The 13,290-nt window shown below is 47.9% G+C and carries 13 protein-coding genes and 1 tRNA gene; 6 read left to right on the top strand and 8 right to left on the bottom strand.

What is annotated here, in order from left to right:
* Positions 1-293 precede the first annotated feature (293 nt).
* Positions 294-1,289 (top strand): alginate lyase family protein, encoded by a 996-nt coding sequence (locus tag HAL07_RS02340; protein WP_053944944.1) that lies wholly within the window; start codon positions 294-296, stop codon positions 1,287-1,289.
* 70 nt (positions 1,290-1,359) lie between these two features.
* Here HAL07_RS02340 and HAL07_RS02345 read toward each other — a convergent pair whose 3' ends face one another.
* Positions 1,360-1,869, bottom strand: a complete 510-nt coding sequence (locus HAL07_RS02345; RefSeq protein WP_053944945.1) for a flagellar FLiS export co-chaperone — start codon at positions 1,867-1,869, stop codon at positions 1,360-1,362.
* A 100-nt stretch (positions 1,870-1,969) separates the two neighbouring features.
* Between HAL07_RS02345 and HAL07_RS02350 the strand changes: the two genes are divergently transcribed.
* Genes HAL07_RS02350 through hemE form a run of 3 tightly spaced genes read left to right on the top strand, consistent with a single transcriptional unit; the run spans position 1,970 to position 4,948 of the window.
* Positions 1,970-3,259 (top strand): M99 family carboxypeptidase catalytic domain-containing protein, encoded by a 1,290-nt coding sequence (locus HAL07_RS02350; RefSeq protein WP_053944946.1) that lies wholly within the window; start codon positions 1,970-1,972, stop codon positions 3,257-3,259.
* Positions 3,256-3,939 carry a 3-methyladenine DNA glycosylase gene (locus HAL07_RS02355; protein WP_053944947.1) on the top strand — a complete coding sequence of 228 codons (684 nt, stop codon included), beginning with the start codon at positions 3,256-3,258 and terminating at the stop codon, positions 3,937-3,939. The genes HAL07_RS02350 and HAL07_RS02355 overlap by 4 nt, the downstream gene beginning before the upstream one ends.
* On the top strand, positions 3,926-4,948 hold the full coding sequence (gene hemE, locus HAL07_RS02360) for a uroporphyrinogen decarboxylase (RefSeq protein WP_053944948.1): 1,023 nt from the start codon (positions 3,926-3,928) through the stop codon (positions 4,946-4,948). Before HAL07_RS02355 ends, hemE begins: the two co-directional genes overlap by 14 nt.
* Before the next feature lie 10 nt (positions 4,949-4,958).
* Here hemE and HAL07_RS02365 read toward each other — a convergent pair whose 3' ends face one another.
* The 6 genes from HAL07_RS02365 to HAL07_RS02390 all read right to left on the bottom strand — a co-directional run bounded on the left by HAL07_RS02365 (position 4,959) and on the right by HAL07_RS02390 (position 10,347).
* The gene (locus HAL07_RS02365) at positions 4,959-5,492 is read right to left on the bottom strand and encodes an outer membrane protein (RefSeq protein ID WP_238374464.1); all 534 of its coding nucleotides are present in this window, start codon (positions 5,490-5,492) and stop codon (positions 4,959-4,961) included.
* A gap of 231 nt (positions 5,493-5,723) precedes the next feature.
* Positions 5,724-5,798 (bottom strand) — tRNA-Asn (locus HAL07_RS02370).
* A 64-nt stretch (positions 5,799-5,862) separates the two neighbouring features.
* The gene (locus tag HAL07_RS02375) at positions 5,863-6,969 is read right to left on the bottom strand and encodes an NAD(P)/FAD-dependent oxidoreductase (RefSeq protein ID WP_053944950.1); all 1,107 of its coding nucleotides are present in this window, start codon (positions 6,967-6,969) and stop codon (positions 5,863-5,865) included.
* A 9-nt stretch (positions 6,970-6,978) separates the two neighbouring features.
* Positions 6,979-8,079, bottom strand: a complete 1,101-nt coding sequence (locus tag HAL07_RS02380; protein WP_053944951.1) for a zinc-binding dehydrogenase — start codon at positions 8,077-8,079, stop codon at positions 6,979-6,981.
* 166 nt (positions 8,080-8,245) lie between these two features.
* Positions 8,246-9,319 (bottom strand): DNA-methyltransferase, encoded by a 1,074-nt coding sequence (locus tag HAL07_RS02385; RefSeq protein ID WP_053944952.1) that lies wholly within the window; start codon positions 9,317-9,319, stop codon positions 8,246-8,248.
* 11 nt (positions 9,320-9,330) lie between these two features.
* Positions 9,331-10,347 carry an A/G-specific adenine glycosylase gene (locus HAL07_RS02390; RefSeq protein WP_156295924.1) on the bottom strand — a complete coding sequence of 339 codons (1,017 nt, stop codon included), beginning with the start codon at positions 10,345-10,347 and terminating at the stop codon, positions 9,331-9,333.
* Between the two features lie 52 nt (positions 10,348-10,399).
* Here HAL07_RS02390 and ybeY point away from each other — a divergent pair, with 52 nt between their 5' ends.
* Positions 10,400-10,840 (top strand): rRNA maturation RNase YbeY, encoded by a 441-nt coding sequence (gene ybeY / locus HAL07_RS02395; protein ID WP_053944953.1) that lies wholly within the window; start codon positions 10,400-10,402, stop codon positions 10,838-10,840.
* Here ybeY and tilS read toward each other — a convergent pair.
* Entirely contained in the window at positions 10,797-11,819 is a 1,023-nt protein-coding gene (tilS, locus tag HAL07_RS02400; protein ID WP_053944954.1) for a tRNA lysidine(34) synthetase TilS, read from the bottom strand. The genes ybeY and tilS overlap by 44 nt on opposite strands.
* A gap of 98 nt (positions 11,820-11,917) precedes the next feature.
* Here tilS and HAL07_RS02405 point away from each other — a divergent pair, with 98 nt between their 5' ends.
* Positions 11,918-13,231, top strand: coding sequence for an NCS2 family permease (locus tag HAL07_RS02405; RefSeq protein ID WP_053944955.1), 1,314 nt, complete (start codon positions 11,918-11,920; stop codon positions 13,229-13,231).
* The last annotated feature ends 59 nt before the right edge of the window (positions 13,232-13,290 follow it).

A 13,290-nucleotide genomic window follows, 5' to 3' on the forward strand; every position in this document is an offset into this window, starting at 1 on the left:
CGCTTTTTCTCCACCAAAATACACCAATAACAAAGTGGGTGATCAATATTTACAAACAAATGCTAAAGAATGGTGGGCTGGTGGCCCTTGAAATGGTTTTAATGGTCAGTGCTTTAGATTTGAGAAAATTTAAAAAGACCCAAATCTTTTTGATCCTTGGCTCTTTTTAGTCTAAATCTTGCGTGATGCCAAGTGCATTGAAATAACCAGCTTGGGCTTTTTAGTGCTTTGACATATGATTTGGATTTTAGGATATAACAAGAATGAAAAAATGCACACCATTGGGCAGTACGATGAAAGCAACTATACTCTTGGGGCTATGTTTCTTAAACACTCTGCAAGCCACGCAGTATTTTTTTAGAGATTTTTACTCGAGTGATTTGGAGCGCGCTATCCGTTTGCCAAAGAAACTTAAGAAAGAAATCCAAACATGCACACAACTCAACACATTGCCCCATTACACAGAAACAGGCGAAAGAAAAGCCGATCCGTGCAGCGCAGCGTTTAAAAGATCAGCCACTTTAGCCTACGATTTGGCCTTAGGATTCCTCGTAAGTGGCAAAAAAGAATATGCCAAAAGGGCTCAAGAAATTCTAAACAAATGGGCTCAAAGCCTTAAAGTGGTGGGCTCTAAGGAAGCTAAAAATCTCATCAACTTTTACATGCCCTACATGAACATGGCCTATCTCTTCATCCGCTCAAAGTTTCCTAGCCCCCCATTTGAGCGATTTTCGCGCGGCGTGTTGGCGTATGCGCGCTATCATAAAGACAATAATATCGGGGCGTGGAGCGTGCTTTTTGGTGTGAGCGGCGCGCTTGTGATCCACGATCGCGCTTTGTTGCTAGAAATGGCGCGTCTATGGCAAAAATGGATTTTAAACGCCATTGATGAAAATGGTGTGATGCAAAAGGAGATTGTGCGCAGCAACACGGCTAATTACAATGGTGGCCCCACTAAGGGGATTAAAGGGATTGCCTACACGCATTTTGCGCTCACGCCCATTAGCGTGGCTGGCCAATTGCTTGCTGAAAATGGCTTTGATCTGTGGCACACCAAAGCCGGGCAAAAACTTTTTAAAGCCTACAACAAAACCGCAGAGTGGGTACTCAACCCCACAACTTTTCCCTACTACCAACCTAACTTAATGGGCATCCACCACAATGCTTATTTTCTGCTATTAAACCAGTACTTTAAGAGCACGGCGGGGCAACAAGCGATTGAACAAGACGGCTTTAAAGGCGATCGCTTTAGGCTGCAGTTTAACGATGCACTAAAAGCCATTAAATAGGCAAGGCCCACGCGCTTAAGGCGGCTTTAGCGTGTTTTTATAAAGCCCCCTAAGGGGGTGGCCTTGCTTTTTACGAACTTTTCATGAGATCTAAAAGCGTGTCTTTGTTGAAGCTTGGGGTGTTGAGCGTGGGGGGCTTTTTAAAGACTTGTTTTTGGCTCACGCTCTCTTGGATCGCGCTTAAAGCTTGCCTGATTTGTGTTAGGCTCTCTTGCAACGCATCCTTTAAAACCTCCTGCCCTTGTGCGAGCAGTCTTAAGGGATTGGGGGCGTTTAGCTCAAGGGTGTTTTCGCCTAGATTGATGCTAAGGGTGCTGTTAAAAAGAGCTTTTCCCATAAATTGCGCCTTTTGCATCACCTCTTGCACGCTCTCACAGCTCAAAGACTCTAACTTTAGGATTTTTTGGCAAGCGATTTGCAAGGTTTGCAAAGCCCCAATGCCCTCATTAATCCCCTTGATTTCGTGGCTAAATTTCTCAATTTTGTACGCCTTGTGCTGTGTGTCTAGCATTTCTAAAGACTGCGTGTCGATCACTCCCAAGTGTTTTTGCAGAGTCTGCAAAATGTCTTGTTTTAACATCATCCATCCTTTGTAGCAAGATACAGCGCACAAGCATTTTTTATTCCTTAAAACTTAGGGGGTTTTTTGGGTATAATGGCGGATTTTAACAGGATCGTCGATGAAGTCTATTTTATTGTTATTCTTGTGTGTGTCCTTAAACGCCGTCTCGTTGCAGCTTGTGAAAAAAGAAGGCTCCAGTACTGCCCCCACCTTGCTCTTGATGGGGGGGATTCAAGGCGATGAGCCGGGGGGGTTTAACACCACAGATATTTTTTTAATGCACTATAAAATCTTATCAGGGAGCGTGTGGGTTGTGCCCGTTTTAAACCGCTATTCCATGCTGCGCAACCATAGGGGGGTGTATGGGGATTTAAACCGCAAATTCGCCTATTTAAGCCCCAAAGACCCTGAATACCCCCTCATCCAATCGATTAAAAAAATCATCACCGCCCCGCAAGTGAGCGTTGTTTTGCACCTGCACGATGGGAGTGGCTTCTACCGCCCGCGCTATGAAAGCCCCCTACTAAACCCTAGGCGTTGGGGCAACTCGTCCATCATCGATCAAAACGAATTGCCCGCCGTGCCTTTTGGGCATCTAAGACAAGTGTCAGAGGGAATCATTGCCAATGTCAATAAATCCCTCTTAAAGCCCATCCACCGCTACCATATCCGCAACACCCACACAGCCAAGGGTAATATAGAAATGGAGAAAGCTTTAACTTACTTCGCTATTAAGCACAAAAAACCCGCCTTTGCTAACGAAGCGAGTAAGGAATTGCCCCTGCCCACAAGGGTGTATTACCACCTATTAGCCCTTGAGGGGCTCTTAAAAGAGTTGGGCATCCAATACAGCAAGGATTTTACCCTAAGCCCTGAAAACCTCTATAAACTCATCAACGACCCGAGTTTAAGCGTGGTGTTGAACGACAACACTCTCTTACCCATTTATGGCTTGCGTAAAACCCTAAACTTTTTCCCCCTGCCCAAAAACACCCCCCTAGATAAAATCCCCTTGGTTTCTAAAAGCTACATTTTAGGCTTGCTCCCCCGCCAAAAACAGGTGTGGCTCAAATACGGCAATAAATTAATGACCCGCCTACGCCCCCTTTACTTGCCTTTTGATCACAGCCTTAAGAATGTCAAACTCGAAATTGATGGCAAACAAGAGGAAACCACCCCCGCGCGTGTGGTGGAAGTGCATCAATCCTTTAAGGTCTTGGCGCAAAAGGGCTATCGGGTCAATGTCATCGGCTACACGCACAAGGGCGCGAGCGATGAGGCGGGTTTTGAGATCACCTATAAGGACCTAGACAAACGCTTTTCTATTGATACAGAGGGGCGGATTTACCGCATCGAGTTTTATAAAAACCAAGCGTTTAGTGGCATGGTGTTGGCGCGCTTTCTGTGAGTCTCGCTTTTTGTATCCTAAAAGCCTTAAAATCGTTAAATTTGCTAGACAACGCTCCGCCCTTGTGGTGGCCAAATGCCGGAAGCGTTGAGGTCGTGCTGGGGGCGATTTTAACCCAGCGCACCAAATTTAGCAAAGCACAAGAGAGCCTAGAGCGGCTTAAAAACGCTGGTATTTTAGAGCAAGACCCTAATAAGAGCCTACACAATCTAGCCCACACCCTCCCTGCCACGCTCGCACAACTCATTAGCCCCAGCGGGTTTTATAACCAAAAGGCGCGTTCTCTCATTGCCTTGAGCCAAAATCTCTTAAAGGACTTTGACAACTTTGAGAGCTTTAAAAAGGGGGTTAGCCGTGCGTGGCTTTTAGCGCAAAAGGGCGTGGGCTTTGAGAGCGCGGATAGCATTTTAAATTACGCCTGCTTGCGCCCCGTGTTTGTCGTGGATGCCTACACCTACAAACTCCTAGCCACTTTGGGACTAGAGATGGAGGACTACCATGCCCTGCAAGAGTTTTTCACAAAGGGGCTAGAGCAAGATCTGCCCCAAACCTTAGAGCTTTATGCTAACCAGCTGGACCTAGCCGGCATTTATGCGCGTCTGCATGGCAAGATTGTGGCTTGCATGCAAGCTAAAATCGCGCTTAAACCCCATTTAAAGGATTGCAATGATCTTTATTGACGCATGCTTTAGACAAGAAACCCCCTATACCCCCATTTGGCTCATGCGCCAAGCGGGGAGGTATTTGAGCGAATACCAAGAGGTGCGCAAACAAGCCAAGAGTTTTTTAGACCTGTGCGCCGATGTTAAACGCGCCACTGAAGTGACCTTACAGCCCATTGAAATTTTAGATGTGGATGCGGCGATACTCTTTAGCGATATTTTGCTCTTGCCCCACGCGATGGGTTTGCCCTTAGAATTTATCCCCGGTTTTGGGCCAAAATTCACGCAAACCATTACAAGTCTAGAAGACATTAGAGCCCTGAAAAGAGGTGCCTATAAAGATTTGGGTTTTGTCTATGAGATCGTATCTAGCGTGCGCTCTGCATTAGGCAAGTCTAAGGCGTTGATCGGCTTTAGTGGCGCGCCTTGGACTTTGGCGACTTATATGCTAGAGGGGCAAGGGAGCAAGACTTACAGCCAGTCTAAAAAAATCCTTTATAGCCAGCCTGAAGCGGCGCACGCCTTGCTAGAGGCACTGAGCCAAGAAATCATCCACTATTTAGATGCACAGGCACAAGCGGGGGCTAATGCGCTCATGCTCTTTGACTCGTGGGCGGGGGCGTTGGAGTTGGAGGCGTATTTAGACTTTGGTTGGGGTTATGTCCAAAAAATCACCAAAACCCTTAAAGCAAAGCACCCCAAAACCCCTCTGATTGTTTTTCCTAAAGGTGTGGGGGCGTACTTGGGGCATTTAAAGGGGGATTTTGAGGTCTTTGGGTGTGATTGGGGTGTACCTTTGAAATTAGCTAAAGAAATGTTAGGGGATTGCTATGTCTTGCAAGGGAATTTGGAGCCCGCAAGGCTTTATAGTCAAGAAGCGATGCTTGAGGGCGTGAAGCGCATTTTTGAGGTGATGGGTAAAAAAGCGGGTTTTATTTTTAACTTGGGGCATGGGATGTTGCCCGACTTGCCCCGTGCTCACGCCACCCAGCTTGTGCGCTTGGTGCGCGAGATCAGCCAGCGTTAGGCAAGCCTAGCTAGAAAGTGAAGACATAGTTGATGTACCAAGAGTAGTGGCGGATGATCGAGAGATTGGGGCCGAGTTTTTGGGGGATCATGGGGAATTTGATGCCCGCTTGTACCGCCGAGTGCGTGCCTAGTCTAATGCGTCCGCCCACATTAAAGAGGAACTGAAAGGCGGTGTGTGAAGCCATGTTGCCAAATTGCCATGTGTTACCGGCAAGTTGGATACCGCCCACTACCCCCATAGAAAAGGGGCTTGTAGCGATGAAATTAACGATCATATCCGCCGCCCCACCATAGGTGTAGAGGTTGTCTTTATCCCTGTTGCTAGATCCCCATTGGGTGCTGTTGTTCCAATCAAAGAAACCATACACCTGACCGCCAAACCATTTATTAGCAAAGCCCACACCCCCGATTTGTGCGCCCAAACCATAAAGAGGGGAGCCGGTGGTCAAGCCCTCACTATAACCCTTGTAGCCATACTTACCCTGTTGGTAGCCAAGACCTACAAAAAAGCCATTCTTTTCATCCGCTTGGGCTACAGACATAGCACCACAAGCCATCAAGCTAGAGAGAGCCAAGCCTTTCAATGTGCGTTTGAAACCAAGAACCATAAAAAACTCCTCATCAGATTTAGATTATGGACACACAAGCCAAGAGTGTTCCACCTGCTTAAAAACAAGCGCATGCAAGATCGGCCAAAGTGGTAAATATTGAATAAAAAAAAGAGAAAACTAAAAAAGCCTTTAATAAGATTTGAAAAAACTTAAAACGGAGAGTGGCTCCAGATGTAGGATTCGAACCTACGACCAAGCGGTTAACAGCCGCCTACTCTACCGCTGAGCTAATCTGGAACAAAAACGCCATTTTAGCATTTTTATATAGGGCTTGTCAAGAAGCACAGCCCTAAAAATTTAATTAAAGTTTTAAAACCCGCCTGTGCCACCACTCAATGGCATTTTTAAGCCAAAGTGCAGGCAACCCCACCACGCGCAAAGCCCCGATTTGGCCGACGGCATAGCGTACTCCTAGCGAGCAAACCACGCCTTTTGGCTTAAAGGTGAAAGGGGTTTGGGCGGGCTTGTTTTTGAGAACATGCTGAAACTGAGCCCCCAAATATGCCCCCATTTGATCTGCTAGCTGCGCTGTGGGCGGGTAGGGGCGGTTTTGCGCGTCCTTAAAAAGCGCGCAATCGCCCAACACAAACACCCCTCGCTCTTCCAAGCCCACAGGCTCTAAAAAGCTATTGACCTCCACACGGCTGCGCACGCTCTTAAAAAAAGGGGAGTTTTCAATGACAGGACTGCCCCGCACCCCGCAAGTCCAAAAGATAAAATCTGCTGGGATTTGCTCTTGTTGCCCTCCTATTTCCACCACAACCCCCTCTTTTAAACACTCTAGGATTTTTGCCCCAACTTGCAAGCGCACCCCTAGTTTTTGCAAATACTCCTGCGCCTTTTGGGCCAACTTAGGAGAAAACATGGGTAAAATTTTAGGCATGGCTTCTACACAGATGATGTTGATTTTGCCTTTAAAAGCATCCGCCAAAGCCCCCACGAGCTCAATCCCGCTAAAGCCAGCCCCACACACTACAAGGTTTAAGGGTTTTTTGCTCTCTTGCACGGCATTTTGTAATTTCTGGTGTAAAGCTTGGCATTGCTTGTAATCAACTAGGGGGTGGGCGTGTTGTGCTACCCCAGCCACCCCAAAGCTCTCGCTAGCAAAGCCCAGCCCCACGATTAACTTTGTGTAGGTGTACTCTTGTTTTTTCCCCACCACAACCCCCTCTTTAATCTCCAAAACCTCATCTTGGATGAAGCGCACTTGTGGAGGTAAAATTTCTGTTAGGCTGATGGCGTGGCATCCGGGCAAGCCGGCCACAACATCATGCAACAAGATCTGCACGCCGTGTTGGTAGCTTTGCGACACGAGAGTAAAAGAATAGGCCTGCAACACTTCTTTGCTTAAGGACTTGACAAACGCGAGACTCGCATACCCTGCCCCTAAAATCAAGACTTCTTGCACGCTTAGAGCCTACCACTTGATCTTAACAACGGGCTTGATGAAATTAGCCGGTTTGTCTTTCATCCACGCTAGAGCCTGTGCAATCTCTTCAAATTTGCCCTCTAAATGGTGCGTGATGATGGGCTTGACATCGAGCTTTTTAATTTGCAACAAGCGGGCAAGTTTTTCCATACGCCCTCTGCCCCCCGGGGTGAGCCCTCCCTTAATCGTTTTATGCCCCATCCCCACATCCCACGCCACGCGTGAAATGGGCAAATTCTCTCCACTGCCAAAGTAATTGACATTAGACACCACCCCGCCATTGATGAGGCAAGAGCAAGCCGCGCTTAAAATGTCCGTGCCCCCACCGGCAATGAGGATTTTATCCGCCCCCACGCCCTTTGTGATCTCTAGGATTTGTTGGGCCATAGGGGCTTTGCTAAAGTCGATGAAGTGTGTGGCCCCGTAGTGTTTGTGTGCCACTTCGTATCTAAAAGGCACGCAATCCACGGCGTAAATCTCACTCGCGCCCATCAGATTTGCCCCCGCTAGAGCCATCAGCCCCACAGGGCCTAGCCCCACCACAGCCACCCGATCGCCGGGTTTAATGTCTGCCTGCTCGGCGCAATGAAAGCCCGTTGTTACCATGTCGCTAAGCATCACGGCATCGGTCAAATCCACCCCTTCGGGCAAATGCCCCAAATTGCCGTCTGCATCGTTGATGTGGATTTTCTCGGCAAAGACCCCATCTTTAAAATTAGAGAACTTCCACCCCGCAAGGGCGGCGTGGTCGTGCTGTGGATAACCCCTTTGCGCCCCTAAAGAACTCCAATCAGGCGTGATTGCCGGGATAATGACCTTGTCCCCCTCTTTAAAATCCTGAACCAGCGCCCCCACTTGCAAGACCTCTCCCACTCCCTCATGCCCTAAAAACATATCAGCACGCTCGCCAATCCCGCCCTCATAGCAAGTGTGTAAATCCGAAGTGCAGGGCGCAACCGCCAGCGGACGCACAAAGGCATCGCGTGGCCCTAAATCTAGTTTCTTACGCACGGGTACCACACACTCTAACGACTCTTTTTCAATGATCCCCACGCGCCCAATGCCTAACATCGCAAAACCTTTTACCATGAAAACCTCCATTGTTAATTTTAAACAATGAGATTATAACGATTTAAGGTAACCTTTAAGACCCTATGGGCTTTTTAACCCCCAATAGTTAAGGCCCATGCTACTAATCTTAACTTCTTAGCTAAACCACCCCCGCTTTTGCCCGTACAACTTTTGCGCTGGGATTTTAACATTTTGCATTGTTCCCCTCTGCGTATAAATAGCGCAAGTCATTTAAAGGGATAAACTGCCCCTTGTGGTGGGTGTAAAAGTAGTCCCACCCATTGTGGTTGATCTTATTTAAAAGTTTTGCGCTCATTTTGTGGATGGAGAGCACCGCTCCGCTGCTATCTTGCACCTGCCCACTAGGCAAGATTTGGCATTGCTCTACCCCACTTGGGGAGCATAAAGCCTGCCCCACAAGCAAATATCCCGAATCAACTAAGGTTTTCATCGGCACTTTGGGGGGCTTTTTCTCGCATTCTAAGCGGCTAAAAGCGTCCATTTTAATAGGCGTACTTGTTATCCTAGCTAGGGCGGCTCGGATGTAATGAGAATCTTTTTCAATGCCTAAGAAGTTGCGTCCCAATCTTTTAGCCACTGCCCCCGTGGTGCCCGTGCCAACAAAAGGGTCTAGCACTAAATCTCCCGGCTTTGTCGCCATTAAAAGCAACTTTTCTAAGAGTCTTTCGGGCTTTTGGGTGGGGTGGAGCTTTTGCCCTTTGGAGTCTTTGAGTCTTTCAGCCCCCACACATAGGGGGATTTCCCAAATGGATTTTTCTTGCTTGCCCCCATTTAGGGCTTTTAAGGTTTTGTAGTTGAAAGTAAAAGAAGCTTTTTTGTCTTTAGCGCACCAAAGCAAGGTTTCATGCGCATTGCATAGACGCGTGCCGTTAAAATTGGGCACGGGGTTAGATTTTGCCCAAATGATGTCATTAATCACCCAAAAGCCCAAATCTTGCATCAAAGCCCCCAAGCGGTAGATGTTTTGAAACGAGCCGATGACGCAAATGCTGCCATTAGTTTTTAAGACCCGTCTGCATTCTGCCAGCCACGCTTGAGAAAAGCTGTCATAATGGGTAAAGTCCTTAAATTTGTCCCACTCCTCAGCCACGCCTGCAAACTTTGCCCCGCCCACTCTTAAAAGCTCTCCTTGGGTTTGCATAAAATAGGGCGGGTCGGCAAAGATAAAATCCACACTGCCACTAGGCAGCGTTGTTAAAATTGTGGCGCAATCGCCTTGTAAAATCGTGTTTTGCATTAGATCATGCCCTACGAATCTAGACTTTGATTTGCCCCTAGCTTTAAGCTAGGCAGTGCCCGCACAATCTTTAGACTAAGCGCGCTTGTGGGGGTGTATTTAAAATCTTGCAAAGGGATTTTAACTAGGTCTGTTGGGTCTAAATCCTCTAAAGTGGCTTGGTAGATTTTTGCGCTTAGGCGGTATTTGGTGTAGCTGTGGCGCACTTGGGCTAAAAGGGGCAGGCGGGTGTGTTCTTGCTCTTTTAATAGCGGGAATTGGTGCAAGTGGGCGTATAGCCCCGATTTGGCGCAGGTTAAATATAAAAAATTATCTTGCACGCACACGCCATAATGCTTGGTGATGGGGGTGCTTGGGGGTTTTTTAGCCACGCTAAAACGCATTAAATCGTGCTTGCCTTTGCACCCTCGTTGCAGAGGGCAGAGCAAGCAGGCGGGGTTAGTGGGGGTGCAAATAAGCGCGCCTAGGTCAATTAGGGCTTGGTTGTGATCAAAGGGGTTTTCTAAGTTTAAAAACTCTAGGGCCTTAACTTGCAGGAGTTTGGCGAGGTTGGGGCTTTTGGGCTCAAGCGCAAAGAGGCGCAAAAGCACCCGTGCAACATTGGCATCCACCACCCCCACCGCCTGCCTAAAGCCGAAGCACAAAATCGCGCTTGCGCTGTATGCGCCAATGCCGGGCAGGGCTAATAGGGCTTCATAGTCATTGGGCAGTTGTCCGCCGTGTTTTTCGCAACAAATTTGTGCGCTTTTGTGTAGGTTTTTTGCCCTCGCGTAGTAGCCCAGTCCCTGCCACAACAACAACACCTGCTCTAACTTGGCATCTGCTAGGGCTTTTAGTGTGGGTAGGGCTTGTAAAAAAGGGGGGTAGAATTTGTCGAGCACCACGTTAATTTGGGTTTGTTGGGACATGATTTCGCTGATATAGACCTCATAGGGGGCGTTTGGCCCGCTTAAGTGGCGGATGGATAAGTCAGTGCGCCCACTGGTGGCATACCACTTTAAAAGGGCATTGTGTAGGGGTTTAAACATCAAGCACTCTCCAAAAGTGGGTATTATAGTGCTTTTCTCTTAAAGGGGTGCTATGGAGTTTCAAATCGATTTAATCGATGAAGTGCAAAGCGAGTTAGAGGATTTAGAGCAACACTTAAGCCCGCTCATGGCGCATTTAGGCAGGAATGGGGGCGTGGAGTTGGTTTTGGTTTCGCCTAAGCGCATACAAGAATTAAACAATCTATATCGGGGCGTGGATAAGCCGACCGATGTTTTGAGCTTTCCCATTGACATGCCCGCCGCGGATTTATTAGGGAGTGTCGTCATCAATATAGAGCAAGCCAAAGAAGAAGCCCAAAAACGAGGACATCGCTTATTAGATGAGGTGACGCTGTTGTTCTTGCATGGCTATTTGCACCTACTAGGTTACGACCATGAGAGCGACAACGGGGAGCAACGCACGTTAGAAGAAGAGATCATACAAGCCTTTAATTTGCCCCCCAGTTTGATTGTGCGGACTGAAAATTTGTGAGTTGCTCTAAAGTGTTCGCCCACTTAGGGCTAAAAAAAAGGGGGCGCACTAAAGGGGGGATTAAAAGTGCACGGCAAGTGTCTTTATAAGACTTTGGCAGGGCAGGTTTAACCTTTAAAGCCCGCCCCACATAGACAAAGCCCCCCCCGCACCCCACCACAAAGCCCCCCCCCACAACCCCATTAAAGCCCTGTTGTGCTAACTCTAGGCGTTGTTTTGTGCTTAAAACATAGCCCAATTTTTTAAGCAGGCCATCTATGTAGTAGAGGTTTTGCGCCCCCTCTTTAAAAACAAAGACCCCCTTAAGCTCAAGGCAATTTAGGGGGGGATAAAGGGCGTGCTTTTCTAATTCTAGGGCTTTAAAGCTACGCACCAAACCGCGCGCTTCTGCCAAGTTTAAAAAGGGCGTGGCTAAATTATGGCGGATCAAATTGCGCTGGAAGCGTAAATCGTTGTTTGTAGAATCTTCAAAGTAGCGTAGATTGCGGGCTTGCAAATACTCTAGCAAAGCAGATTTAGGGGTGTAAATTAAGGGGCGAATCAGCGTGTAGTTTTTGCGCTGCTCTAGGGCACTAAAGCCAAGTATTGTTTGCAAGCTCGCCCCCTTGGCTAGTTGCATTAAAAACCACTCCAATTTGTCGTTCAAGTGGTGGGCTAAAATTAAATGGGTGTAGCCAAACTTCCTTATCAAGTCCTCAAAAAAGCGATACCGCTCTTTGCGCCCCTGTGCCTCTAAATTACCTCCCATTAGGGTCACTTGTTTGGTATAGACTTTTTTTTGATGCTTTGCCCCTAACTCTTTGGCGTAGGCGATTTCCTCTTGCGCTTGCACCCTCAAGCCGTGATCTAATATGGCTAAATCAAAGGGCAATCCCCGCTCTAAAAGCAAGAAAAACAACGCCACTGAATCGCCACCCGCTGAAAAGCCCAACAATCCCCTTCCTTGCCCTAAAGCCTCTAAGCTCTCTAACGCCACCATTTAAGCCCTAATTTAGTTTGGTTTAATAAAATGCGCTCATTGTTGCTCCATTTACTTTAGATTAACTTAACTCAATTCTACACAAGGAGCAACCCCGTATGTTAGCGTTTTTGTCTAAGTTTTTTCAGTTCAAAGAGCGCAACACTTCGCTAGGCATTGAAACCCTAGCCGGCTTAACCACTTTTGTCACCATTTCCTACATCGCCATTGTCAATCCCTCTGTTTTGCAAAAAGCGAGCATGGATTTTAATGGTGTGTTTGTGGCAACCTTAATCGTTACGATTGTGGGCACGCTCATCATGGGGATTGTGGCTAACTACCCCATCGCCATCGCCCCGAGTATGGGCATGAATGCTTATTTTACTTTTGTCTTGGTGCTGGGCATGGGCATGTCTTGGCGCACCGCCTTGGGGAGCGTCTTTTGGGCCTCTTTAATTTTTTTGATCCTTTCTTTAACCGGCTTTAGAGAAGCTTTGATTAAAGCCATACCCACCTCCCTAAAAGCGGGCATCACGGCAGGCATCGGGCTTTTCATCGCTTTCATTGGCATGCAAAACGCCCACTTAGTCGAGCCCTCTAGCGCAACGATCATCACCCTAGGCAACTTCTCTAGGCCCATCGCCTACATGTCCTTAATCGGGCTGTTCATCACCATCGTTTTATTGGTAAATCGTGTCAAAGCAGCCATATTCTTAGGCATTTTAATCACCGCTTTGCTGGCCTTGCTCTTAGGGCATTTAAAACTGCCAGACCGCCTTTTTGAATTGCCAAAGCACATGGAGAGCACCTTTTTTAAGCTGGACATTTTGGGCGCGCTAAAACCAGACTTGGGGGCGGTGATTTTCACTTTCTTTTTAGTCATGCTCTTTGACACCACCGCGACCATGATCGGCGTGGCACAGCAGGCAAACCTTATGCGAGGCGATCGCTTTTTAAACGCCAAAAGCGCGCTCAGTGCCGATGCAATCGCGAGCGCGGTGGGCGCAATGGTGGGCACTTCGCCCACTTCAACCTACATCGAGTCGGGGGCGGGGGTGAGTGTGGGTGGGCGCACGGGCTTTACTTGTGTTGTGGTGGCTTTGCTCTTTGCTGCCCTCATCTTTTTAGCCCCCTTGGCAAAAGCACTAGCCAGCGTGCCCGCCATCACCTCCCCGGCTCTCATCATCGTGGGCTTTATGATGATGAGCCATTTAAGCGAAATTGATTGGCATGACCTAGAAGAAGCCCTGCCCGCCTTTTTTGTGCTCTTTTGGATCCCCATCTCTTATAGCATCACCAATGGCGTGGGCATTGGACTCATCATTTACCCTCTCATTAAAATCTGTCGTGGCAAGTTTAAACAAGTGCATCCCTTGCTCTATCTCTTTGGGGCTTTATTCGTGGTGCAATTTGTGATAGACATGCACGGCTAAAGCCAGCAGCAATGACACAGCCCCTATTGTGGTCTTTTTTGCCAGGTATAGGGGCTTTG

Source organism: Helicobacter ailurogastricus, from assembly GCF_001282945.1.
GTDB classification, from domain to species: Bacteria; Campylobacterota; Campylobacteria; order Campylobacterales; family Helicobacteraceae; genus Helicobacter; species Helicobacter ailurogastricus.